We start from the raw sequence: 24808 nt of genomic DNA, 5'->3' as shown, positions 1-24808 counted from the left end.
TTACAAGACGTACCGATCGGTACGGTACCCTGCAAGTGCTAGCATGGCCCATCGTCCACTCGTCTCGGGCCCCATGGCAAAGCCAACGCCCCCACCCTCCCCTGGCCCTGCGACCTCCGAGAAGGCCCTCACGGTGCTGGCAGCTGCGCGACGCATCTTCCTGGATCACGGCTTTGGCGCGGCCACGACCGACATGATCCAGCAGGCGGCCGCCGTGTCGAAATCCACGGTGTACGCGCACTACCCCAACAAGGAGGCCCTGTTTCGCGCGGTCGTCGAATCGGAGTGCGAACGGTTGGTTGCCGAGGTGCGCGCGGTGGCACTGCCCGCGGGTAGCCTCAAGGGCACGCTGACCACCATCGGCGCCTTCTATCTGGCCATGGTGTTATCGCCCGATGTGCTGGCGATGTACCGCCTCATCGTGGCCGAGGCACCGCGCTTCCCCGAGCTGGCCGCGCGTTTCTATGTCACAGGCCCGGGTGCGATGAATGACATTGTGTCCGGCGTGCTGGATACCGCGCTGGCTGAAGGAGCGCTGGATTTCGGTGGCGTCGGCCGCGACGCGGCGGCGGCGTTGTTTGTGGGCATGGTACGCAGCGAAGCGCAGATGCAAAGCCTGACCCACCCGGGCTCGCCGCCCTCCGCCGTGCAGCAACAGCAGTGGGTGCGCGATGCCGTGACGACGTTTCTGCGCGCGTTTACGGGCGCGCGCTGAACGCTAGACGCGCGTTGCCCGCACGTCGCCCGCGGGATCGGGAGCATGCTGCCCAAAGCGCTTGCGGAACATGCCGGCCACGGCGTGCAACGCCGGCCTGGGGTCATCCGCACGGAATACATGCAGGTCCGCACGCAACCATTGCGCGATCACGCCGAGCGTAGGTACGCGTTGGCGCCGCACGCTGGCGATGTCGTGGTACAGGTCGACGCACAAGCCGCCATCCGCGTAATCGCGCGGCGCACTCGGCACCGGCAGCCCTTGTGCATCGCGCCAGGCCATATCGCACACATTCACACCGTGGCGCGCGGCGAATTCCACGTAGGTCCACGCCCGCGTGTTCACCTCGATGATGCGGTACTCGCCATCGCGGGGATCGTGCTTGAATTCGGCACTGAAGATGCCGCGGTAATCGAGGCCATCCAGGACGCGCCGAACATGGCGCACTGCATCGGGCACGCTATCGAGGGGAATGGCGCGCGAGCAGGAACTGTTGCCGAAATCAGGCGGCGACATGCGCATGCGTTGCCGCGCGAACAGCCCGGCGTACGCGCCATGACGATCGCGAAAACCATCGATGAAAAAGTGCCCCGAGGCTGGGCCCGGAACGTATTCCTGTGCCATCACGGAGAAACCCTGCGCATGGAAACGTGCCCAGGTATCGCGGAGCGCTTCGCGCGAGCTGACCCAGACGCCTTTCGCACCCACCACATCACTGAAACGCTGCGAGTTCACCGGCTTGATGAACACGCGGTCGAGCTGGGCCATGGGCACCGTGGCGACATCGGCGAGGCTGCCCAGCTGGAAAGTGCGCGGGTGCGGAACGTGCGCGGCGGCAAGGTAGCCAGCGAAGACCGATTTGTCCTGCAGCAGTTCCTGCGCGGTTCGCGATGAGGTACTGGTGACGAACCGCGCACCGAGTTCACTGGCCGGCAGGTCGGCTAGCCACATCGCGGCATCGTCGGCACCGGGGATGATCACGGCATGCGGCAGCGGCATCGCACGCAGGGCATCGAGCGCCTGCGGACCCGGCCGGCCGTCCCACGGCACTCCAGGGGTCGGCCGGTACCAGCGTGAGCGCGCAGCAAGGTCGTCGGGCGGGCACGCGACGTAGGCCGGGATGCCGGTAAGGACGAGACTGCGCAGTATGCCGAGGGCGGTTGGCCCACGCCCCATCACGATAGCCGGGATCCGGCCCGCTTCGACGCCACCCATGGAATTCCCCTGCCAGGAGGAAGCCGCCACGTTGGCGACCTCGTGCTCCTATCTCAGCGCACGCCACCGAAAACGCCTAGCCGAACAGGCGGCCTATGCGCTTTGCAAGCGTGCGCCGAAAGGCACGCGAAAGCTCAGGCGTCTTCTTGTCCGCGCTGCTCGGCCAGGGCGGCGTCGATCGCGGCATCCATCGACAGGGCATTCGCCCGCGCCGCGACGCTATCGAGCATGTCGAGCACGTGGGCCACGCCCGGGTCGGCGATGGGCATGACGACCGACTGAGTGGCGGCGGGCGCGGCCGCAGGAGCGATTTGCAACCCCTCGGCATTCTTCTCTACCGCGTATTTCATGATCTTTACCGGGCGGCCATCGGCATCGAAGATCGGGTTATACGTGGCCTGGATCCAGACGACGCAATCACCCTTGCCGAGCCGGCGATAGAGGCCTGCATCGTGCAGGCCCGAGCGCAGCCGTCGCCAGAAGCCGATATAGGCATCCGAACGGCTTTCCCGCTCGTCGACGAAGAGGCTGTGGTGCTTGCCCTGGATCTCGTCGAGCCGGTAGCCCATGGTCTTCAGGAAGGCCGAGTTGGCGTTGAGAATCATGCCGTCGAGTGAAAACTCCACGACACCCTGGCTCTCGTCCGTGGTCTGCTGGCGCTCGCTAACGTCGGCCACCCGGCCTCGCTCGGCGGTGATGTCCGCGCCGTAAACCGTGATCGCGTCGAGCCGGTTGCCACGCCCCATGCGCGGCACATAGACGGCCTGCAGCCAGCCACCCTGGCCGGCACCCTTCACGCGCACCACGTCAGCCACTTCCTCGCCCCGACCAAGGGCTCGCCAGAGGTGCTCGGCATCGTCCACGGCAAACACGGCCTGGAACGGCTGGCCGACCGCGGCATCGGCTGTCACGCCAAGCACGGCGAGGAAGGCCTTGTTGGCGGAGCGAACGGCGCCATCGGCGGTGAGTTCGGCCACGGCGAAGCGGCGCCCTAGTGCCGCGAGTGTCGATCGCGCCAGGCGGGCATCGCGCCCACCCCAGAAAACCATGCCCATCGACGCGCCCTGCCTGCAATCCAATTCGAATAGGTTTATCGGCAAGGCCACGGTCGGGCTTTAGTCCGGGCGAAACCTACGTCACGCCTTTTTCGTCACGGCCCGGCTAAACTTGCCGGACGCAATCGATTGATCGTCAGGGGAATCCACGCCGTGCAGGCACGCAATTTTGAAGTTTCCGTCGTCCACCCGAACGGCAAGGCCGCGGTCGAGATCACGTTCAACGAAAAGGTGCATGGCCTGTCCGGTGACACCCTGTGGCTGTCCCTGGACGAGGGCGCCAGCGTAGAAGATGCGGAGGCGTTACGCACGCTCCTCGAGCGTGTCGGCCACCGCATCACGGTCACCAACGTCCGCTGATCAACGCGCGCTACGAACCTGCGGGCCCGTGCCATCGGTGACCGCGACCTGTAGCGGCACCACGTGGGCCGGCATGTGGTGGTTCACGCCGTGGACCTTGCCGCAGCCAAGGCAGGGCCGCACCCGGCCTAAGCCACCCCGCCCAGTACGCGCCGGGGCCAGCAGGCACCCGCACACATAACACGAGGCCAGCGCGCCGCGCTCCCACAACCGGGCGCGCAGCGCCTGGACCGCGATGATTGCGACGCCCGTGCACAGGCCGGCGGCCAGCAGCCAGCTCGGCAGGTGCGAATACAGGGAAAGGTTGCCCAGCTCACCCGGGAACGCCTGGGCGGCACGCATGGCCGCCGCGCCTCCCGCGCCCGTGCACCATGCCAGCAGGCCCGGCATGAACATGCGCAGATACATGCGACCGACGTAAGACATGGCTGCTCCTTCCCCTGGCCGGCGCACCCGGCAGGGGAAGGTTGTCCGTGCGCGGGTCTACCCGCCGTGAAGTTGGAGGAGCGCGCTTACGCGCGATGGGTGCTTGCGGCAACCCCTATCGCGCGCAAGCGCGCTCCTACACAGGCTCCGCCCCGGTGGAGGCGGAGCCTGGGAGGTCAGGCCTTGGCTTGCGCGCCGAAGCTCGGCGGTCGGTCGGCCGGGGCCTTGCCGAAGGCTTCGTTCGGCTGGGCGCCCATGGTGAACACCAGGGTGCCGCCCGAAACGAGGTCCTTGTGGCTGATCCAGCTCTTCGTCCACGGCTGGCCGTTCCAGGTCACCGACTGGATATACGGCTTGCCGTCGCCGTTGCCGGTGGTCTCGATGGTCAGCACCTTGCCGCCGCCCACGTGGACCTGGGCGCGATCGAGGATCGGGCTGCCGAACACGTAGTTCGTGCTGACCGGATCCACCGCGTACAGGCCCATGGAGCTCATGACGTACCACGCGCTCATCTGGCCGCAGTCTTCGTTACCCGGCAGGCCATCCGGCTCCGGCAGGTACATGGTGTCGAGCATCAGGCGGACCTTGGCGGCCGTCTTGTGGTGCGAGCCGGTGTACGCGTACAGGTACGGCATGTGATGGCACGGCTCGTTGCCGAACGCGCATTGACCCACCATGCCAGCAATATCCGGCGGCGCGTTGTCCGGCAGTTTCGGATCGGCGTTGAACAACGCATCGAGCTTCTTCTCGAAGCCATCCACGCCGCCGAACAGGTCCATGTAGTTGTACAGGTCGTGCTGGTTCAGGAACGTGGCCTGCCAGGCGTTCGATTCAGTGAAGTCGCGCCACTTGCTCGAGTGGCCGATCTGGATCGGGTCGAACGGCTGCAGCCACTGCCCGTCATCGCCCTTCGGGCGCATGAACAGCGTGTCCTTGTCGAACACGTTGCGGTAGTTCTGCGAACGCGCACGCAGAGCCTTCGCCTCGTCGGCGTGACCGAGGTGCTCGGCCATGCTCGCCACGGCCCAGTCGTCGTACGCGTATTCGAGGGTCTTGCTGACTGCTTCGCCTTCCTTGTCGCTGGGGATGTAACCCTTCGCGCGGTACGCCGGGAGGCCAAAGTAGTCGTCCTGCATGGCGCGGCGACGGAACACCGGCCAGCCCTTTTGGTAGTCGATGCCGGTGAAGCCCTTGGCCTGGGCCTCGGCGACGACCACGGCGGAGTGGTAGCCGATCATGCAGACCGTTTCGATGCCCTGCAGCGGCCACACCGGTGCGCCACTCGGGCTCTCCACAGCAAGACGGACGATGCCATCGACGAGGTCGGGTACGCGATCCGGCTGGTACAGCGTGTAGAGCGGATGCGCCGCGCGGTAGGTGTCCCACAGCGAGTAGGTGCTGTAGTTGTGGCGGCCTTCCGGCAGGTTATGCACCGCCTTGTCCATGCCACGGTAGCGGCCATCGATATCGCTGAAGACGGTCGGCGCGAGCATGGTGTGGTACAGCGAGCTGTAGAAGGTACGCTTGATCTTGTCCGAGCTGCTATCGACCTGGATCTTCGACAGTTCGGTGTTCCACTCGGCTTCGGCCGCGGCACGGATGCCGTCGAAATCCCACGCCGGCATTTCACCGTCGAGGTTGCGCATGGCGCCCTCGATATCGACGCCAGAGATGCCGACCTTCACCAGCAGCGGTTCGCTGTTGGCCTTATCCAGGTGCAGTGCGGCCTTGAGGTTGTTGCCCTTGGCTTCGGTGGTACCGGCCGGGAGCGCCTTGTCATCGGAGTACAGCGTGACCGATGCCGCGGGACGCGAGAGCTTCATGGCGAAATAGATGACGCGGCCCGACGCCCACTGCCACACGCGGCGGCCACCGACCAGGGTGTCGTTGCCGACCACGCGGATCTCGCCGTCGGTCACGCGGCAGGGTTCCTTCGGGTTATCGGTATAGCCATGCGCCAGGTCGAGCAGCACATGCGCATCGCCCGCCTTGTTGAAGGTGTAGCGGTGCATGCCGGCGCGCAAGGTCGCGGTGAGCTCGGCCAGGATGTCGTGCTCGGTCAGTCGGGCGGTGTAGTAACCCGGGTGAGCCTGCTCACCCGTGTAGTGCGAGCGGTAGCCCTTGATCCCGGTCTTGTAGCCCTTCGGCGCCTTTTCACCGCTGATCTTCGTCGCGTCGAAGCGCGACACGTAGTTCACGCCGTCAAAATCGCGATCGCCCGGCTGCAACAGCACCTTACCCATGCTCGGCATCACCAGGAAATCGAGCATGTCGGCGGCGCCGGTGCCCGAGAGGTGGGTGTGCGAAAAGCCCATGATCGAGCCATCGCCCTGGTGGTAGCCGGACGAGCCGTCCCACTGGGCGTTATAGGTATCGGGGCTGAGCTGGACCATGCCGAACGGCCGCGTCGCACCCGGGTAGGTGTGGCCGTGGCCTCCGGTACCGACAAAGACGTCGACGTAACGCAGGACGCCATCCAGGGTGGTGCCGCCACCCGTGCCTGGCGCTTCAAGACCGTGCTTGACGCCCGCAGCCATCGCGGAGAGGGTGCCGAGCTGACCAACAGCCGTTGCGGCGGCCATGCCCTGCAAGAAACGTCGACGTGTAACCATGGAAAACTCCGGCTGGCGAAGGGGTTCTTAGACCCGACGCAGTGAATCAGGATTTTTTTCAGCGAGGTGGACGACCAGCTCGCCGAACAAGGTGTTGGCCCAGGCGAACCACGAACGGGTGAAGTTCTTCGGGTCGTCCTGGTCGAATGCTTCATGCATGAAGCCCGTACCGCCGTGGGTGGTCTTCAGCATGTGCAGGCAGGCGCGCTGCTCCGCCACGTCGGTGGTGGTGAACGCCTTCATCATGATTGACATCGGCCAGATGTAACGCAGGCCCTCGTGGGGGCCACCGATGCCCTCGCCGGCCGTACCCTTGAAGAAGTACGGATTCTTGTCGCTCCAGACCAGTTCACGGGTACGCGCGTAGCGCTTGTCGTAGGCGGTGGTCTCCAGGTACGGCAGGGCGAGCAGGCTCGGGACGTTCGCGTCGTCCATGAACAGCTGGTTGCCGTAGCCATCGACCTCGTACGCCCAGTACTCATCCTGACCGTTGCGAATCACACCGTGTTGCTCGACGGCGGCGGCGACTTCATCCGCCAACGCGTTGCACTCGGCGGCGAAGCCCTGGTCGCCGTAGAACGTGCCGTGCATCTGTGCGAGACGGCGCAGGGTCACCACCGCGAACAGGTTGCCGGGGATGTTGAACGGCAGCGTGGTCGCATCATCCGACGGGCGGAACTCCTGGACGATCATGCCAACCGGCTTGGCCGGGGGGCCGAAGCCGTGAAGCATCTGGCTATCGGTGGGATTCAGCGCCGGGCGCTGGAAGTGGTACGGGCCCAGGTTGTCCTTGCGCTGCTGCTCGCGGAAGGTCTTCACAATCAACCTCGTCGCGGCGCGCCAGCTGTCGTCGAACGGTTCGCGGTCACCGGTCGCCTGCCAGTACCCATGCGCGAGGCGCACCGGGTAGCACAGCGAATCGATTTCCCATTTACGCTCGGCGACGCCCGGCTTCATGTCGGTCTGGTCGGATTGCGCCCACTCCATGTTGCTCTTGCCGCGCGGATCGGGCATGAACGCGTTCGCATACGGGTCGATGCTGATGCAGCGCGCCTGGCGCCGGATCAGGCCGCGGAACAACTTGCGCAGGGCTTCATCCTTCGCGACCAGCGGGAGGTACGGCCACACCTGGGCCGAGGAGTCGCGCAGCCACATCGCATTGATGTCGCCCGTAAGTACGAAGGTGTCTTCGTAGCCATCGAGCTTGCCGACTTCCACCGTGGTATCCAGCGTGTTCGGGAAGCAGTTCTCGAACAACCAGGCCAGCTCGGGATCAGCGATCTTCTTCTTCGTGGAGACGATCAGCTTCTCCACCGCCTCGCTGGTGAACTTGCGCTTGCCCACCGGTGGACGCTTGCTCTCGAAGCGCGATGCAGCGAACGCCGCGGTGCTGATGCCGCCGACCATCGCGACGCTCGGCGCGAGGGACAGCCACTTGATGACGTTACGGCGACTCGGGTTCACGGATGGGTCTCCTTAAGAGCATCGACCAGCGACATAACGGTCAAGGCATGGCGAAGGCTTGCGACATCCACCTTACCCTTGACGGCGATGTCGCGGCTCTCGCCGGGCAACAGGTCGAACGCATTGTCGGCAAGGCGCACGTCGAGGTCGCCGGTATCGACCCACACGGCACGCGCCATGCGCTTCGCGGTGACGGTGATAACCAGGCCATCGGCGGTTTCACGCACGCTGGTCGAAAGCTCGGGCTTCGCCGGCAACGCGATGTCTTTTGCCGCGCCGAAGTACAGCAGGTGACGGGCAACGGAGGCGCCACCTTCCATCAGGTCGAAGGCCACCACGGTGTGCTTCGGGTCAGCGCCCTTCAGCAGCGCCGCGTCGTCCGCCTTGAGCACCGGGGTGCTAGACAGTGCGGCAGCCTTCACCGGCTGGCTGCTGTCGCGCAGTAGCTTGCCATCCATCGCATACACACGTGTGCGCAACGTGGCGTCGAAATCCTTCACGCGGTCCGAAACAGCGAACACCTCGGTGTGTCCATCGCGCCGGATCGGCACGACATCCACCGGCGCATAGAAACGCTTGGCATGGAACTGCAGTGCCTTCCAGCGGTTGAAGTAATCGACGCTGGCCCAGGACGCGCCCGGCCACACATCGTTGAGCTGCCAGTACAGCGAGCCCATGCTGCGCGGACGGGCGCTGCGCAGGTGCTCGGCGGCCAGCTCGATGCCTTCAGCCTGCATCACCTGGCTCAGGTAGACGAACGACGGGAAGTCCTTCGGCTCGCCGTAACCGGCGCGAATATAGAGCAGCAGGCGCTGGTTGCCATCACCGTTGGCGAACTTCTGGTGGGCGCGCATCACCTTCGATTCCGGCTGCATGTCGCCGGCCTCGGCGAAGGCCTTGATCGTGGCCATGACCGGGAACGACTGCAGGCCGTACTCGGACTGGAAGCGCGGGGTCATGTCCAGGTAATGGTCGATCGGTTCGGAGCCGGACCAGACCTTCCAGTAATGGAAGTCACCGTCGTTCTCGACGTTGGCCGGGCCATCGAAATCGGTGCTGGGCGAGCTGGCCCAATACGGCACGCCGGGCGAGAGATCCTTCACGATACCGCGAAGGGTCTTGCCGAACAGCTCGCGCATGCCGTCGTCGATCTTCTTCACCTCGTCGGCGTTGACGAACTTGCGGAAGTCCTGGCGATCCGGCCAGTCATCCCAGCCGGTCTGCACCTCATTGTTACCCGCCCACAGCACGATAGACGGATGATCACGCAGGCGGGTGACCTGCTCGATCGCCTCGACGCGGGCATTCTCGTGGAAGGCCTTGTCGTACGGGGTGATCGCGCCGCCGTACATGAAGTCCTGCCAGACCATGATGCCCATGCGGTCAGCCAGGGCGTAGAAGGCATCGGGCTGGTAGGTGCCGCCGCCCCACATGCGCAACATGTTCATGTTGGCGTCGCGGGCGGATTGCAGGATCGCTTCCATTTTCGCCGTGGTAACACGGGTGGGGAAGCTATCGAACGGAATCAGGTTGGCGCCCTTCGCGAAGATGGGCACGCCATTGACGACAAAGGCGAAGCCCCTGCCCCACTGATCCTTCTCGCGGCGCAGTTCGACGCTACGCAGCCCGGTGTCCTTGTCGGCGGACGCGACCGGCGTGCCATTCGCGGCGACATCGGCATGGAAGTGGTAGAGGTTCGCGTCGCCATAACCCACGGGCCACCAGCGCTGCGGGTGCGCGATGGTCACCGGCACGGCGACGTGGTTCTCGCCCTTGGCCAGCGTGACGCTGCGTTCTTCGTGGCCCTTCGTCCCATCCGGCGCGGTCCATTCGACCTTCAGCTGGGCGGCGCCCGCCTTGTCGGCGCGCACGTCGAACTGGGCTTGTAGCGCGGCACTGTCGGCGTCGACATGGTCCTGCGCGACATGGAAGTCAGCGAGGCGCAGGTCGTCCCACGCTTCCAGGCGCACCGGCTGCCAGATACCGGCGGTGAGGTAACGCGGACCCCAGTCCCAGCCGTACTGGTAATTGGCCTTGCGTACGTAGTTGGAGGTCTGCTTGCCCTTCGGCTCGTCGCCGAACGAGGAATCGAACTCGCCCGGGAGCGAGTACGGCTGTTTCATCAGCCATGGCAGGAGTTTGCCCACCGGCGAAGCGAAACGGACATCCAGGGTGTTCTTGCCCTGCTTCAGGGCGGTTTTCGCGGGCAGGCGCCACTGGCGGAACATGTTGTCCGCGCTGAGCACCTTCTTCCCGTTGAGGCTCACGTCCGCAAAGGTATCGAGGCCGTCAAAAACGAGTTCGACGTGACCGCGTGCCAGCATGGCCGCGTCCACGTCGAAGTCGAGGTGGTAATCCCAGTCGGCCAGCCCGATCCACTGGAGGCTGGCCTCGTTGTCACGCCAGAACGGGTCTTGCACCCGTCCCAGCGCGAGCAGATCGGTCTGGACGACACCCGGCACGGTGGCCGGCTGCCAGTCCTTCACATCAGGGTGCACGTCGCTGCCCGCTGCCCCAGGGGCAAGGCGGAACCGCCAGCCAACGGAGAGACCTTTCTCCGCTGGCGTCGCGGCACTGGCCGCTCCCGCGGCGAGCAGGAGGGCCAGGGCCAGCGACGCGCGGCGCATCACAGCTTGAAGCCCAGGGTCACGGTGTAGGTGCGACCGTTCTTGTAGGCATTGAGCGGCTCGGCCGGGGTGTTGTCGTAGACGAAGTAGGTTTCGTTCAACAGATTGGTCCCATCCAGTGATACGCGAATGTGGTCGTTGATCTGGTAACCGATCGACGCATCCAGTTCACGGAAGATGCCCGTGATCTGCTGCGACTGCAACTGGGCGATCGACGTGAAGTACGACGAGCGCCAGCTGTACGTCACGCGGGCGCTCAGCGGGCCCTTCTCGTAGAACGGCGAGAGATTGAACGAGTTCTTCGAGTTGTACGGCAGCGGGAAGTCGTTGCTCGTATCCGCGTCGGAGTACGTGTAGTTCGCCAGCATGCCGAAGCCATAGCCGAAGTTCTGCTGGTAGCTCAGCGCCAGGCCCTTCACCTTGGCCACGCCCGCGTTGATCGGCACCTGCATCTGGTACAGGTCATCACGCTGGTTGGTCAGGTTGTAGTGGGTCTCGGCCACGTTCGTGTTGAGGATGTAGCCCGAGATGCGGCGGAAGAAGAACTCCGCGGCGACCACGCTGTTTTCCGAGAAGTACCACTCGGCCGAGGCGTCGTAGTTGGTCGACTTGTACGGGCTGAGATCGGTGTTGCCACGCGAACCGGTGAGCGTACGGTCATCCAGCGCCACGTACGGGGTCATCTGCTGGTAACGCGGGCGGGCGATCGTCTTGGCCGCGGCGAAGCGCAGGGTCACGCTATCGGTCGCGTCGTAGGCGATGTTGAACGACGGCAGCCAGTCATGGTACGTGCTGCGCTTGTTCACCGGGTCGTACTGGTTGTTACCGACGAACTGGTAGCCATTCACCGTATCGCGGGTGCGGAAGTAACGCACGCCGAGGTTGCCGCGATAGTCGTCGCCAGCGAAATCACCCTGGATGTAGAACGCGCGATTCTGCTCAGCGACGCTGTAGGTGGCCTTCGGGTCGAGCGAAACGGTGCCGTTCTTCAGGCTCTGGATGTACGCCTTCATCAGGCCCGGATCGATCGTCGTCCAGTCACCCATGTTGCCGGCCGAGTTCAGACCGTTGAGGAAGCCGCTCGGCGTGCCGCCGTTCGCGAAGTTCGCCAGCGAGAGGCCATTGCCGTCCTGCGACGGCAGCGCGCCCTGGTAACCATCCTGGCCATCGAGGTGGTTGGTGGCCTTGATGCCGACTTCGATCTGGTTCAGCGGGCCCCAGGCCACGTCGTGCGCGAAGTCCGCCTGGAAATAGCGCTCGCGGTCATAGCTCGGCGCGTAGCTGTAGCCAGCGCCGTGGGCCAGCATCGCCGAGGGGTTGTCACCGGCGTTGTAGTTGATCTGCGGGTGCTGGCCATCGAGGTTGTAGTTGAAACCACCGAAGCCCTGGAACTGCATGTTGTAGATGCCGTCCGAACCACCGGTCGAGCCGGTGTAACCGACCTGCGACGATGCGGTCCAGCCATCACCGAACCAGTCCGCACGCAGCTGGGCGACACCGGTGTTCACGGTCGAGTCGCGCTCGTAGCCGTCGAGGTAGGTGCTGGTGTTGGCGTTGTAGCTGCCGCTGGTGGCCACGCCGTTGTTGAAGCCGAGCGCGGTGGCGTTGGCGGCCGAACCCGACCATTCGCCGTAGTGGCTCTGGTTGAAGTTGTTGAACTTCTCGGTGACGTACAGGCCGGTGAAGTTCAGCTCGAACGCTTCGTTCGGCTTCCACTGCAGGCCGGTCGACACGCCATCACGCGTACGGCGCTGCTGGAACCACGCGGTGTTGACCGCGGTCGGGTAGACACCCTGCTGGTTGGGCGACACGACGTTCGGGTTGAACTGGTGATCCGGGTTGGTATCGGTCGGATCGTTGACGCGCTGGTAACCGAAGATCTCGGTGCCCTGGCGGTCGATGATGCGGTCGGAGTGCATCAGCGAGCCGATGACGCCAAAGGTGCTGTCCTTGTTCTTCCAGCTGTACAGCACGGAAGCGTTCGGCTTGCCCTTGTCGGCGTTGTCGTTATAGCCGTAGCTAACGCTGCCGGTCAGCGTGTTCGCCGGCAGGTCCAGCGGACGACGGGTGTTTACGATGACCGTGCCGCCGATCGAGCCTTCGTCGATGTTCGCCTGCGGGGTCTTGTAGACCTGGGCGTTACCGATGATTTCCGAGGCCAGCAGGCTGTAGTTGAACGAGCGGCTATCCGGGTTGTTCGGATCCGAGGTCCAGTTGGTCGAGGCCACGGTCTGGCCGTTGAGCATCAGGCGGTTCAGCGCCGGGTCGGTGCCCAGGATGCTGACCTTGTCGCCTTCGCCGAAGTTACGGTCGACCGACAGGCCCGGCAGGTGCGACAGGGACTCGGCGACGTTGGTGTCCGGGAACTTGCCCACGTCTTCGGCCGAGATGGCATCGACGATGGAATCGGAATTGCGCTTGAGGTCGAGCGACTTCTGCAGCGAGGCACGGATACCGGTGACGGTGATGCCCTGCAGGTCGGCGGCGTCCTGCGTGTTCGCGCCGGTGGCGGCCTGGTCGGCCTTCTTGGTGGTCTTGGCCGGCGGGGTCGCCGCGGCCGCGTCCTGCGCCATCACGCTGCCCGAGGCAAACAGCCCGGTCAGGATGGCGAGGGAAAGCGCGCTGATACGGTGGTTCACATCGAGCTCCTGGGGGTTCGGATAGAGGCCTGGGGAAGCCTTTTTGCAGGACGCACGCCACCGCACGGGCTTGCGCCCGCGTTCGTCAGTCGTTCGGCCTACGGATTTTTTGTTTTGGTGCCCTGCGCCCTGCCGCGGTGGCGACGTATCGCCCTGGATCGAACCGCGTCGTGTTCGCTGTTGCAGCTGTATTACCAAGCGGAGTTTTAGCGCCGCTGACAACGATGTCAACGGTTTTTTTAACTCGATCTAAAGACAAGCATTGCGCTGTATGTCACTGTTTTTAATGAATACTAATGAAAAGCCAGTTTCGTGCAGTGCGGAAAATTCTCAAAGTCATTTGGATCGATCCACTAGGGGTCAGCCGGACCCCGTGAGTCGGCTAACCCACGCTCCCGCGTGAAGTTTTTTCCTTGCACTCGCCAACGACTACCCCACACCGGTGCCCCTTTGGCCCCAATGCTGCACCGCAGCGCAAAATCCCTTGTAGGAGCGCGCTTGCGCGCGACATCTTTCCACCAGGCGCGGCAGGATCTGCGGCGTTTTGGCCGTCCCGGGATCGCGCGCGAGCGCGCTCCTACATGGGCTGTTGTCGCAGGCTTTTGCGAAGTCCAACGCGCAGGTAAACGCGATGTGGCGGCACCCGCTGGAGACAGGCCGCAGTAAGCCACGCCGCGCAAAGCTCGGCCCCACACACCCAAGGAAAGGCATCCCCGATGTCGCGAGCGTTCCTCGATGTTTCCCTAAAGACCCTGCTATCGGCGGCCATTATCACGGCGCTGGCGGCCTGTAACCGCGAGCCGCCTTCGCAAGCGGCCGATGCCCCCGCTGCGGCCGCAAGCGCGCCGGCCGCTCCGGTCGAAGCCGCACCGTACCAGCGGCCCACGGCCGAGCAGCTTTATGCGCTGGTCGCGCCGATCGCGCTGTTCCCCGACAACCTCGTCGCGCAGACGCTCGCCGCCTCGACGCACCCTGACCAGGTCGACGGCGCTCGCCAGTTCCTGCGTGACAACAGCAACCTCACCGGTGCGGCGCTCATCGACGCCGCCGATAGCCAGCCCTGGGACCCGAGCGTGAAGTCGCTGGTCGCCTTCCCCGCCGTGCTCGACCAGATGGCGAACAACGGAGACTGGACCGATGCGCTTGGCCAGGCGTACGCCAACAATCCTTCCGACGTGATGAATGCGATCCAGGTGATGCGCTCGCGTGCACAAGCCAAGGGCAACCTGAAGAGCACATCGCAGCAGAAGGTACACGTGGTGGATCGCGGCGCGCCGGTCTCGCAGACGACGGTGGTGGAAGAAGACGAGATCGTCGGGCCACCGGCGCAGACGATCGAGATCGAGCCCTCCGATCCGGGTGTGGTGTATGTGCCTCAGTACGACCCGGATGAAGTTTACGGCGAGCCTGTCTATTCCACGGTCTATGAAACCCGCTACGTCGAGCCCGCCCCGCGTTACCGCGATGCCGTGATCGTGGGCGCCGTCGCTTTTGGCACCGGCATCCTCGTCGGCGAGCTGTTCGCCCACCACGAACACCATGATCGTCCGTGGGGCTGGGATAGCTGGCACAGCTCATGGGGCGGCTATCACGACGGTGGCCGCCCGGCCGTGGTTTACGACAACCACCCGTACGTCGTGAATCGCACGGTGGTGAACAACCGCTACGTCGATCGCTCGGTGCACATCGACAACCGACATAACTTCGGCAACACCTATAACCGCCCCGGCGCGCCACCGACAGGGCCGCAGGGCGTGGGTGCGCCACCACCGGGAGCGCCACGTTTTGCGGGCGCTCCGCAGGCGTTTGGTCCGCGAGGCGCCGCCGCACCGGCCGCGCACCCGGCGCAGCCGGATTACGCGCACATGCAACGGCCCAACTTCGCACCAGGCGCGATGCACGCGACAGCGCCGAATGCACGGCCCGCGTTACCGCCGGAACGGCCAAACACGCCGAACGTCGCCCAAGGCGCGCGCCCGTTCGCTGGCACGCCGCAAGCACCAGGCCAGATCGACCGAGGCGAGCGGCCGCAGGCCGGACATCCGATTGCCTCCACGAACCCGGCGCTCGCACGACCTGTAGCCGCCGCCAAGGCCGCACCGCAAGGCCAGCCGCCGCACCCCACAGCGCACGTGCCACAAACGCAGCAGATGCCGCACGAGAACCTGCAGCAACCACGCCCGGAACCGCAAGCCGTGCGCGCCCAGCCACAAGCGCCGCGCACACAACCGCAGCCCGACGTAACGCGCATGCCCCAGATGCCACGCAACGAACCACAGCGCTTTCAACCGCAGCAACCGGAGCAACGCCGCGAAGCACCACGCCCCATGCCGCAACCGGAGCAACACATCCAGGCCCCTCGCGAAATGCAACGCCCGATGCCGCAACCACACCAGGAACCGCGCCCGCAGCCGCAGGAACACCACGAACAACAACGCCCCGCCCCGCAGCAGCAACAGCGCCACCACGACGATCACAAAAAAGACGACTAACCGACCTTGTAGGAGCGCGCTTGCGCGCGATGGGTGCTCGCGGCAAGCCCTATCGCGCGCAAGCGCGCTCCTACAGAATGCGGGCGTCCCCCTACCCGTCCGTCGAAATCGTCAGCGACTCCCATTCACGTATCGACGCATCGACCGCAATCAACTTATCCCGCACCAACTTCAACGCATCGCTACCCAGCAGTAGATGCGCTGGCGGGTTCTCTGCATCGATCGCGGCGAGCATCGCGCGCGCCGCCTTCACGGGATCGCCGAGTTGCTTGCCGCTCTTTTCCTCGCGCGCCTGCCGGATCGGGTCGAAGATCGCATCGTAATCCGCGATGGAGCGCGGGGTCCGCGCCATCGAACGCCCCGCCCAATCGGTACGGAACGAACCAGGCGCCACCGCCGTCACGGCGACACCGAGCGACGCGACCTCCTTGCCCAGCGTCTCGGAAATGCCCTCGAGCGCGAACTTGCTGCCGCAGTAGTACGCGATGCCCGGCATGGTGATGTAGCCGCCCATGGAGGTGATGTTGAGGATGTGCCCGCGCCGGCGCCCGCGCATGAACGGCAGCACGGCCTTCATCATCGCCACCGCGCCAAAGACGTTCACGTCGAACTGGTGGCGCATCTCGGCAAGCGGCGACTCCTCCATCACGCCTTCGTGCCCGTAGCCCGCGTTATTAACGAGCACATCGATGGCCCCGACGTTTTGCTCGATCTCCGCCACGACGCCATCGATCGCATCGAAGTCGGTGACATCCAGCACGCGGCCGAATGCCGCCTGCGGCTTAAGCGCCTCGAAATCACTTTTTGCCGCAACGCTGCGCACCGTACCTACGACGGTATGCCCCTGAGCCAGGGCCTCCTGCGCCAGGGCGCGGCCAAAGCCGCTGCTGACGCCGGTGATAAGGATGATTTTCTGGGTTGCCATGGGGGTCTCCCTTCGTAGGACAGGAGTGCATAATTCACCAGTACGCCTTAGCGGATAAGGTTCGATACGCTCATTTTCTTGCCTATTCCTATGAACACGCGGAAATCCAATCCACCCATGCCGCCCGCCGTTTCGCCCGCCCAGAGGCGCGTGATCGAACTGCTTCGCGCGCTCGCCCCCGATGAGGGCTACAACCTCACCGCCATCCCCAGTGTCCGCATCCTGCGCTCCGATCGCGCCCTCACCCGAACCCCGGTGCTCTACGACCCCGGCATCGTCATCGTCTGCCAGGGCCGCAAGCGTGGCTATTTCGGTGACGAGCTCTACCTCTACGACGAACACCAGTACCTGGCGGTCTCGGTTCCCGTGCCTTTCACCATGGAAACTGACGCCAGCGCAGAGCGGCCCTTGCTGGCCCTATACCTGCACCTCGATTTCGCACTCGCTGCCGAGGTAGCCGCGCAGATCGACCGCGAAAGGACGGCGGAGCGCGTGCGAGCTCCACGCAGCATGATGTCCACGCCCATGGACGAACCGATGCAGGCATCGGTCTTGCGCTTCCTTGAGGCCATGCAACGGCCGCTCGACGCCGCCGTACTCGGCCCTGGACTACTCCGCGAACTCTACTTCCGCGTCCTCACCGGTGCCCAGGGCGACACCATGCGCAACGCCCTGGCCATGCGCGGCCAATTCGGAAGGATCAGCCAAGCCTTGCGCCTCATCCATGCCAACTACGCGCAACCGCTCGATGTGACGCAACTAGCCAGCGAAGCCGGCATGAGTCTTCCAAGCTTCCACACCCACTTCAAGGCGATCACCCAAGCGTCGCCCATGCAGTACCTGAAGTCCACGCGATTACACCAGGCGCGGCTGCTGATGGTGCGGCAATCCCTGACCGCAGAAGCCGCAAGTTATGCGGTGGGCTACGCCAGCCCATCGCAATTCAGCCGCGAGTTCAAGCGCTTGTTCGGGGCGCCGCCCGCCGCAGAAGCAAGGCGCGTGCGCGAGGGGTTCGCTCTTCCAGAGGCTTTCGCCAACGCGACGTACGTCTCCTCGCACTGAAGCAACATCCGACGCTCTCCCGCAAACCACCGGGGTGTTCGACGCCGCGAGCACCCATCGCGCGCAAGCGCGCTCCTACAAAAAAGAAGGGGCCCCGTGGGCCCCTTAGTGTTAGCGCTTCTTGGCGGTGGATTTGCGGGTCGCTGTTTTCTTCGCACGGGCCTTTTTGGCGGCGACTTTTTTCACTGCAGCCTTCTTCGCCGGTGCCGCTTTCTTCGCCGGCGCAGCCTTCTTTACCGAAGCCGCGCGCAACACCTTCTTTGCCGCGGCGCGCTTGGTGCGTGACGGCTTCGCGGGTTCTTTCGCGGCCAACACGGCCGAGCCTGCTTCGGCCTTCTGCCGTGCTGCGCGACGAGCCGGCTCGGTGCCGGTGTTGAGCGGGCGCCAGGAACGCCCACCCATCGCCAGCAACGTATCCGACGACGCCGGACCCGCACTGCCCGACGCGTAGTTCGGGAAATCCGCCGGGGTACGCTGCGCCCAGTCATCGATGACCGGCTGCACCGCGCGCCAGCACGCTTCGACCATGTCCGCGCGCTGGAACAGCGTGGCGTCACCGGTCATGCAGTCGTACAGCAGCGTCTCGTACCCCACGTTCGGCTCGGCGCGGAACCAGTCGGCGTACTTGAAGTCCATGCGGACCGGGGCGAGTTCCACGCGCGGGCCGGGGCGCTTCACGTCGAACTGCAGCGAGATGCCTTCATCCGGCTGGATCTGCAACACCAGCCAGTCGGGACCGAATGCATCCATGCCCGTGCCGCGGAATGGGGCCATGGGCGCGGATTTGAAGCGGATCGCGATCTCGGTGGTGCGGCGGCCCATGTGTTTGCCGGTACGCAGGAAGAACGGGACACCCGACCAGCGCCAGGTATCGATGGAAAGTTTCAGCGCCACGAAGGTCTCGGTGACCGAATCCGGGGCCACATCCGGCTCGTCGCGGTAGGCACGAGCCAATTCGCTGTTCACCGCGCCCGGACCGTACTGGCCACGTACGGCATCTTCCGGCGTGATCGGCCGGATCGCCTCGATCACTTCGGCCTTGCGCGTGCGCACGGCTTCCGCATCGAACGAGGTCGGCGGCTCCATGGCGACCATGGCAAGCAGCTGGAACAGGTGGTTCGGCACCATGTCGCGCATCGCGCCGGTCTGCTCGTAGAACGAGCCGCGGCGCTCGACACCGACCGTTTCCGCCACGGTGATCTGCACGTGGTCGATGCGGTCACGGTTCCAGATGGGCTCGAACAAGCCGTTCGCAAAGCGGAACGCCATGATGTTCTGCACCGTCTCCTTACCCAGGAAGTGGTCGATGCGGTAGATCTGATCCTCGCGGAGTACCTTGAGGATGCGCTCGTTCAGCGCCTGCGCCGAGTGCAGGTCGTGGCCGAACGGCTTCTCGATGATCACACGGCGCCAGTGGTCGCCGTTCACACCACCGTCGTCGGTCAGGCCGGCCTTGCGCAGCTGCTCGATCACATCGCCGAAGAAACGCTCGGGCGTGGCCAGATAGAACAACACGTTGCCCTGGGTGCCGCGGCGGCGGTCGACGTCCTTGAGCTTGGTGGCCAGCGCATGGAACGACGCGGCATCATCGAAATCGCCAGCAAAGTAGGTCATCTGGTTGCTCAGCCAGCCCCAGGCCTCCTCATCGAGGCGCTGGCCCGCGCCTGAGACATAGCGCTCGAGCGAGGTGCGCAGGTTCTTCTTCCAGGCGTTATCGGACATCTTGCCGTGGTTGAAGCCCACGATCGAAAAATTATCCGAGAGCAGGCCCGTACGGCGCATGTTGTACAGCGCGGGGACGACGAGGCGGCTGGTGAGGTCACCAGCGGCGCCGAAGATCACGACGGTACACGGGTCGGCCGGATGAGCGCGGGAGGTCGCGCGCTTCGGTTGGGCTTGGCTCATGCACTGACTCCTTGGGGAACGTTGGATTCGGGGGTGGCGTGGATGTCGGCCGTGGCGCTGTAACCATGCGCCAGGCTAAAGGCGGCATTTACCAACGCGACGTGCGAAAAGGCTTGCGGGAAATTGCCCAACAGGCGCTTCGACCGGGGATCGTACTCCTCCGAGAGCAGGCCGAGGTCATTCGTGAGGCTAACAAGGCGCTCAAAAAGCGTGCGCGCCTCATCCATGCGGCCCAGCATCACGTAGTTTTCCACGAGCCAGAAGCTGCACGGCAGGAATTCGCCCTCCCCCGGCGGCAAGCCATCGACGCCGCTACGGGTGTCATAACGGCGCACGAAGCCACCGACCAGCAGGTCCTCTTCGATGGCACGCACGGTGGCGACGATGCGCGGGTCATCCGCTGGCAGGAAATCGGTGAGCGTGACCAGGAGCAGGCTCGCATCGAGTTCGGTGGAACCGTACGACTGGGTGAAACACCCCCGCACGGGGTCGACACCCTTCGCAAGGATATCGGCCTTGATCTCCTCGGCGATGCTGCGCCAGCGACGAACGTAGTGCGGGTCCAGGCCGTCGCGCTTCTGCTCCGCGGCGCGCGCGAAGGCCAGCCACGCCATCACTTTCGAATGGACGAAATGACGCGGTTCGCCGCGGATTTCCCAGATGCCCTCGTCGGGATGGCGCCAGATCTCGGCCAGGTGGTCGAGGAACACTGCCTGGACATTGTCGGCTTCCGGGTGCAACACCACACCGTGCTTCATGGCATGTGAGAACGCGCCGACCAGTTCACCGAAGATATCCAGCTGGAACTGGTTCGAGGCGGCGTTGCCGACACGTACCGGGCGGGCTCCTTCATAGCCCTTCAGCCAGGTGACTTCGTACTCCTCAAGCCGGCGCTCGCCGGCCAGGCCATACAAGACCTGCAACTGGCCGGGCGAACCGGCGACCGCGCGGCGCACCCAGTCGCGCCAGGCGCTGGCTTCGTCGTGGTACCCCGCATTGACGAGCGCCGACAGCACGAAGGTGGCATCACGAGCCCAGCAGAATCGGTAGTCCCAATTGCGCTCACCACCGAATTGTTCGGGTAGCGATGTGGTCGGTGCGGCGACGATGCCACCGGTCGGCTCGTAGCTGAGGCCCTTGAGGACAATCAGCGAGCGGCGGACGATATCGCTCCACTCACCACTATCGTTGCAGCGGTTCGACCAGCCTTCCCAGTAAGCCAGTGAATCCTCCAGCGCCCGCTTCGGATCCAGCGGTTCGGGCGGCGGCAGGTGGGAAGGCCCCCAGGCCAGGACGAAGGGTGCGGTATCGCCCGATCTCACCTGGAAACGGCCCACGCTCTCCATGCCCTCGCCTTCGATCTCCACCGGCGTTCGCAAGACCACCATGTCGGGCCCGGCGACGGCGGTAAGCGTACCGTCATCGCAGGTAGTCACCCAGGGCAAGGCGTTGCCGAAGTCGAAACGGACCGTGAGCCGGCTTTCGAAATCGACCCGGCCCTCGATGCCCTCGACGATCCGGGTGATGCCCACCTGGTCGCCGGCGAACGGCATGAAATCGATGACCCGGGCCTTACCCGTCGCGGTGGCCCACACCGACTCCAGGACCAGGCTGCCGTCGATATAGCTGCGTGTGCAGGTCGCATCGGGGTCGGCCGGAGCTAATGCCCAGCGGCCGTTATTCTCATCGCCCAGCAGGGCGGCGAAGCACGCCGCGGAATCGAACCGCGGCAGGCATAGCCAGTCGACCGAGCCGTTGCGTGCCACCAGGGCAGCGCTCCGGCAGTTGCCGAGCATGGCGTAATCTTCGATCCGGGATGCCATCGTCTCTCCGTTTCGCAGTGGCTAACCTGTTTACGTTAGCCAGCGAAACGTTAGGGCAGCGTATCCGCCAATGTCTTGCGCAAGCGTGCCCCGCGTTGCGTCAGTGCCCACCGCCGCCTGCAGGCTTGGACAGGGCGGCCTCGAACATGCTGTGCGCAAGTTCCTGCTCGCCATACACCACTTCGCTGGCGCCCAGCCCGGCCAGGTGGTTGACGCATTCCACCGAGTGGGCGCGGGCGACAATCGGCAGGTCGGGACGCAGGGCCCGGGCCGCCCGGACGACCTGCCCCCCTTCGAACGGATCCGGCACGGCCACGATGAGCGCCCGGGCCGCGGCGAGATTGGCCTCGGCGAGCACCGGCGCGGCCGCCGCGTTGCCGATGACCACATCCGCGGTGCCCTGCCCGCGCAACTCACGCACGGCATCTTCGTCGGTCTCGATCACCAGCACCGGTGTACCTGCGGCCTGCAACTCGGCGAAGACGCGGCGGCCCACGCGACCGAAGCCGACCAGCACGGTATGTCCGCGCATGGACGGGTGCTCATCGGGTGCATCGGAATCATGCTTCGCCACCCAGCGATCCAACACGACGAACAGCAACGGATTGACCAGGATGGAGACAATCGCCGCGGCGAGCAGGATATCGCGCGCTTCCGCACTGAGCAGGCCGAGCGAGACGCCAAGGCTGGCCAGGATGAAGGAGAACTCACCGATTTGCGCGAGGCTGGTGGCGATGGTGAGCGCGGTCTTGGTCGGCCGGCCGAACATGCGCACGATGGCGAATGCGGCCGCGGACTTGCCGACGATGATGATGAAGCACGCCGCCAGCACCAGCCAGGGGTGCTGGACCAGCACGTGCGGATTGAACAGCATGCCGATCGAGACGAAGAACAGCACGGCGAACGCATCGCGCAGTGGCAGGGTTTCTTCCGCGGCCTGCTGCGAGAGCTTGGACTCGCCCATCATCATGCCGGCGAAGAAGGCGCCCAGTTCGAACGACACATCGAAGAGGTGCGCGGCGCCGAAGGCGACACCGAGGGCGATGGCGAGCACCGCCAGGCGGAACAACTCACGCGAGCCGGTGCCTGACACCGCCTGCAGCATCCAGGGGATGGCGCGCTTGCCAATGATGAGCATCACCGCGACGAACAGGACGACCTTGCCGACCGTGATCGCGACGGTCTGCACGAGTTCGCCCATGCCCGGTGTGTTGCCGTCGTGCCCTTCGCCGAGGAAACCAGCCAGGGCCGGAAGCAGCACCAGCGCGAGGACCATGGCGAGATCTTCGACGATCAGCCAGCCCACGGCGATGCGGCCACGATCGCTATCGAGCAGGCGGCGCTCTTCCATGGCCCGGAGCAGCACCACCGTGCTCGCCACGGAAAGGGCCAGGCCGAAGACGAAGCCCTGTGCCATGGGCCAGCCAAGCGCCCAGCCCAGCAACATGCCCAGGCCCGTGGCCACGCCCATCTGCACGGCGGCGCCGGGAATGGAAATATTCTTTACCGCCAGCAGGTCTTTCAGCGAAAAGTGCAGGCCTACGCCGAACATCAGCAGGATGACGCCGAGATCCGCGAGCTCCTGTGCGATGTTCGCATCGGCGACGTAGCCGGGCGTGAACGGCCCGGCGACGACGCCAGCGACAAGGTACCCGGCGATGACCGGCAGGCGGATGCGGTTGGCGATAGCGCCGAAGATAAAGGCCAGGACGAGGCCACCGACGATGGTGGCAATGAGTGGCGTGGCGTCGTGCATGGGCGGCTCCCTGAGTCGTCGTTGGCCGCGGCGGTGTGCCACGGCATGCACCCTCGTCTCGTCACGTCGTCGAACGTATCGATATGGGGTTAACCCCTAAGGTTTGGGGACAACCCCTGTTCGATGCAAGCGCGTCGTCGCGATTTTTTTCAACGCTGGCACGGGTTTGAGAATACTCTCAAATCCGATCAGGAGGCGGCTGTCAAAACCGCGAGGAAATCCTTGCCGTAGCGCTTCAGCTTGCTCTCACCGACACCGCTGATGGCCGAGAGCTCGTCTTCGTCCTGCGGAAGCGCACGCAGCATGGCGAGCAAGGTCGCGTCGTGGAAGATGACGTACGCCGGCACGCCATGTGCCTTGGCCAGTTCAGAGCGGACGCGGCGCAGATCGTTCCACAAGGGCTCTTCGGTCGCCTCGATGCCCAGCACGCTTTGCGCGGCAGGGGCACTACCACGGGTACGCCGGCCTTTCGCCGGACGCGCGTCTTCGCGCAACTGCACCTTGCGTTCGCCCTTCAGGACGGGACCGCTCTGTGCCGACAGACGCAGCGTGCCGTAGCCTTCGGGGTCGGCTTCGACGAGGCCGGCGGCGAGCAGCTGACGGAAGACCGAACGCCACTGGGTGGCATCCATGTCGGCGCCGACGCCGAAGACCGTGAGCTTGTCGTGACCAAGATCGCGGACGCGATCGCCGGCCTCGCCACGCAGGATTTCGATGAGGTGGCCGGCGCCGTAGCGCTGGCCGCTGCGGTAGATCGCCGACATCGCCTTTTGCGCAGCGAGGGTGGCATTCCAGGTTTTTGGCGGGACCAGGCAGTTATCACAATTGCCGCAGTTACCCGCATGCGGTTCGGCGAACGCCTCCAGCAACAACTGGCGACGACAGCGCGTCGCTTCCGCATAGCCAAGCAGGTTGTCGAGTTTCAGCCGCTCGATACGCTTGCGGTCATCGCCGGATTCAGACTGCGCGATCATCTGGCTCATGGTGACCACGTCGCCAAGGCCGTAGACCATCCACGCTTCGGCCGGCAGGCCATCGCGACCCGCGCGACCGGTTTCCTGGTAGTAACCCTCCATGCTGCGCGGCAGGTCGAGGTGGGCGACGAAGCGCACGTCGGGCTTGTCGATGCCCATGCCGAACGCGATTGTCGCAACGATCACCACGCCGTCTTCGCGCAGGAATCGCCGCTGATTTTCTGCGCGCGTTTGTGCATTCAGGCCGGCGTGATACGGCAACGCATCGATGCCGTTGCCGACGAGAAACGCAGCGGTTTCCTCGACCTTCTTGCGCGACAGGCAATACACGATGCCGGCGTCGTCGCGATGCGCCTTGAGAAAATCCAGCAACTGTTTGCGTGCGTTGTCCTTCTGCACCACGCGGTAGCGGATGTTAGGACGATCGAACGAACTGATGAACTGGCGTGCGTCGTCAAGCTGCAACCGCTCGACGATTTCGCGTCGCGTTGGCTCGTCGGCGGTCGCGGTCAACGCGATGCGCGGCACGTGCGGCCAGCGTTCGTGCAGCAGGTTCAGTTCGCGGTATTCGCGACGGAAATCGTGGCCCCACTGCGATACGCAATGCGCCTCGTCGATCGCGAACAGTGCGATCCGGCTGCGTTCGAGCAGCGCCAGGAAACCGGGCATCAGCAGGCGTTCTGGCGCGACGTAGAGCAGGTCGAGTTCGCCCGCGAGCAACTGGCGTTCGACCGCATTCGCCGCTTCGCCGCTCAGCG

General features: G+C 64.9%; 16 protein-coding genes. 4 read left to right on the top strand and 12 right to left on the bottom strand.

Translation table 11 applies throughout. The features are described from left to right. Nucleotides 1–43: 43 nt before the first annotated feature. A complete protein-coding gene (locus VGN46_RS01360; RefSeq protein ID WP_331639811.1) occupies nucleotides 44–715 on the top strand; it encodes a TetR/AcrR family transcriptional regulator in 672 nt (223 codons plus the stop codon). Between the two features lie 3 nt (nucleotides 716–718). Here VGN46_RS01360 and VGN46_RS01355 read toward each other — a convergent pair whose 3' ends face one another. After that, nucleotides 719–1930, bottom strand: coding sequence for a hypothetical protein (locus VGN46_RS01355; RefSeq protein ID WP_331639808.1), 1212 nt, complete (start codon nucleotides 1928–1930; stop codon nucleotides 719–721). Nucleotides 1931–2064: 134 nt separating this feature from the next. Then, on the bottom strand, nucleotides 2065–2985 hold the full coding sequence (locus tag VGN46_RS01350; RefSeq protein ID WP_331639805.1) for a PAS domain-containing protein: 921 nt from the start codon (nucleotides 2983–2985) through the stop codon (nucleotides 2065–2067). Between the two features lie 153 nt (nucleotides 2986–3138). Between VGN46_RS01350 and VGN46_RS01345 the strand changes: the two genes are divergently transcribed. Further along, nucleotides 3139–3345, top strand: a complete 207-nt coding sequence (locus tag VGN46_RS01345; RefSeq protein ID WP_331639803.1) for a hypothetical protein — start codon at nucleotides 3139–3141, stop codon at nucleotides 3343–3345. On the opposite strand, the gene VGN46_RS01340 is transcribed toward VGN46_RS01345, so the two are convergent. The 5 genes from VGN46_RS01340 to VGN46_RS01320 form a co-directional block, all read right to left on the bottom strand. Next, nucleotides 3346–3771: a hypothetical protein gene (locus tag VGN46_RS01340; protein ID WP_331639801.1), complete on the bottom strand. Its 426-nt coding sequence runs from the start codon at nucleotides 3769–3771 to the stop codon at nucleotides 3346–3348. A 176-nt stretch (nucleotides 3772–3947) separates the two neighbouring features. After that, nucleotides 3948–6383 (bottom strand): GH92 family glycosyl hydrolase, encoded by a 2436-nt coding sequence (locus VGN46_RS01335; protein ID WP_331639799.1) that lies wholly within the window; start codon nucleotides 6381–6383, stop codon nucleotides 3948–3950. Between the two features lie 27 nt (nucleotides 6384–6410). Then, entirely contained in the window at nucleotides 6411–7790 is a 1380-nt protein-coding gene (locus VGN46_RS01330) for a glycoside hydrolase family 125 protein (RefSeq protein WP_331639913.1), read from the bottom strand. A gap of 53 nt (nucleotides 7791–7843) precedes the next feature. Continuing rightward, complete coding sequence (locus tag VGN46_RS01325; RefSeq protein WP_331639797.1) at nucleotides 7844–10474, bottom strand: beta-mannosidase; 2631 nt, start codon at nucleotides 10472–10474, stop codon at nucleotides 7844–7846. After that, nucleotides 10474–13047: a TonB-dependent receptor gene (locus tag VGN46_RS01320; RefSeq protein WP_414675196.1), complete on the bottom strand. Its 2574-nt coding sequence runs from the start codon at nucleotides 13045–13047 to the stop codon at nucleotides 10474–10476. Before VGN46_RS01320 ends, VGN46_RS01325 begins: the two co-directional genes overlap by 1 nt. Nucleotides 13048–13829: 782 nt before the next feature. Here VGN46_RS01320 and VGN46_RS01315 point away from each other — a divergent pair. Beyond that, nucleotides 13830–15605 carry a DUF3300 domain-containing protein gene (locus VGN46_RS01315; protein ID WP_331639793.1) on the top strand — a complete coding sequence of 592 codons (1776 nt, stop codon included), beginning with the start codon at nucleotides 13830–13832 and terminating at the stop codon, nucleotides 15603–15605. Between the two features lie 91 nt (nucleotides 15606–15696). Here the strand turns inward: VGN46_RS01315 and VGN46_RS01310 are convergent, their stop codons facing one another. Next, the gene (locus tag VGN46_RS01310) at nucleotides 15697–16530 is read right to left on the bottom strand and encodes an oxidoreductase (protein ID WP_331639791.1); all 834 of its coding nucleotides are present in this window, start codon (nucleotides 16528–16530) and stop codon (nucleotides 15697–15699) included. Nucleotides 16531–16680: 150 nt separating this feature from the next. Between VGN46_RS01310 and VGN46_RS01305 the strand changes: the two genes are divergently transcribed. After that, complete coding sequence (locus tag VGN46_RS01305) at nucleotides 16681–17592, top strand: AraC family transcriptional regulator (RefSeq protein ID WP_331639789.1); 912 nt, start codon at nucleotides 16681–16683, stop codon at nucleotides 17590–17592. 111 nt (nucleotides 17593–17703) lie between these two features. Here VGN46_RS01305 and zwf read toward each other — a convergent pair whose 3' ends face one another. The 4 genes from zwf to recQ all read right to left on the bottom strand — a co-directional run. Further along, on the bottom strand, nucleotides 17704–19497 hold the full coding sequence (gene zwf, locus VGN46_RS01300; protein WP_331639787.1) for a glucose-6-phosphate dehydrogenase: 1794 nt from the start codon (nucleotides 19495–19497) through the stop codon (nucleotides 17704–17706). Further along, nucleotides 19494–21320, bottom strand: a complete 1827-nt coding sequence (locus tag VGN46_RS01295) for a glycoside hydrolase family 15 protein (protein WP_331639785.1) — start codon at nucleotides 21318–21320, stop codon at nucleotides 19494–19496. Before VGN46_RS01295 ends, zwf begins: the two co-directional genes overlap by 4 nt. A 100-nt stretch (nucleotides 21321–21420) precedes the next feature. After that, nucleotides 21421–23076, bottom strand: a complete 1656-nt coding sequence (gene ybaL / locus VGN46_RS01290) for a YbaL family putative K(+) efflux transporter (protein WP_331639782.1) — start codon at nucleotides 23074–23076, stop codon at nucleotides 21421–21423. A 188-nt stretch (nucleotides 23077–23264) separates the two neighbouring features. Continuing rightward, the coding region (gene recQ / locus VGN46_RS01285) for a DNA helicase RecQ (protein ID WP_331639780.1) at nucleotides 23265–24808 on the bottom strand (1544 nt) is incomplete at its 5' end.

The organism is Luteibacter sp., assembly GCF_036500425.1.
Classification (GTDB): Bacteria; Pseudomonadota; Gammaproteobacteria; order Xanthomonadales; family Rhodanobacteraceae; genus Luteibacter.
This window is presented reverse-complemented; position numbering and strand designations above follow the sequence as displayed.

Excerpts from the sequence above, each read along its gene's own strand:
- VGN46_RS01315 (WP_331639793.1), top strand. The coding sequence starts at position 13,830 with ATGTCGCGAGCGTTCCTCGATGTTTCCCTAAAGACCCTGCTATCGGCG.
- zwf (WP_331639787.1), bottom strand. The coding sequence starts at position 19,497 with ATGAGCCAAGCCCAACCGAAGCGCGCGACCTCCCGCGCTCATCCGGCC.
- VGN46_RS01360 (WP_331639811.1), top strand. The coding sequence starts at position 44 with ATGGCCCATCGTCCACTCGTCTCGGGCCCCATGGCAAAGCCAACGCCC.
- VGN46_RS01320 (WP_414675196.1), bottom strand. The coding sequence starts at position 13,047 with ATGGCGCAGGACGCGGCCGCGGCGACCCCGCCGGCCAAGACCACCAAG.
- VGN46_RS01295 (WP_331639785.1), bottom strand. The coding sequence starts at position 21,320 with ATGGCATCCCGGATCGAAGATTACGCCATGCTCGGCAACTGCCGGAGC.
- VGN46_RS01355 (WP_331639808.1), bottom strand. The coding sequence starts at position 1,930 with ATGGGTGGCGTCGAAGCGGGCCGGATCCCGGCTATCGTGATGGGGCGT.
- VGN46_RS01335 (WP_331639799.1), bottom strand. The coding sequence starts at position 6,383 with ATGGTTACACGTCGACGTTTCTTGCAGGGCATGGCCGCCGCAACGGCT.
- VGN46_RS01310 (WP_331639791.1), bottom strand. The coding sequence starts at position 16,530 with ATGGCAACCCAGAAAATCATCCTTATCACCGGCGTCAGCAGCGGCTTT.
- VGN46_RS01350 (WP_331639805.1), bottom strand. The coding sequence starts at position 2,985 with ATGGGCATGGTTTTCTGGGGTGGGCGCGATGCCCGCCTGGCGCGATCG.
- VGN46_RS01340 (WP_331639801.1), bottom strand. The coding sequence starts at position 3,771 with ATGTCTTACGTCGGTCGCATGTATCTGCGCATGTTCATGCCGGGCCTG.
- ybaL (WP_331639782.1), bottom strand. The coding sequence starts at position 23,076 with ATGCACGACGCCACGCCACTCATTGCCACCATCGTCGGTGGCCTCGTC.
- VGN46_RS01330 (WP_331639913.1), bottom strand. The coding sequence starts at position 7,790 with ATGGTCGGCGGCATCAGCACCGCGGCGTTCGCTGCATCGCGCTTCGAG.
- VGN46_RS01325 (WP_331639797.1), bottom strand. The coding sequence starts at position 10,474 with ATGCGCCGCGCGTCGCTGGCCCTGGCCCTCCTGCTCGCCGCGGGAGCG.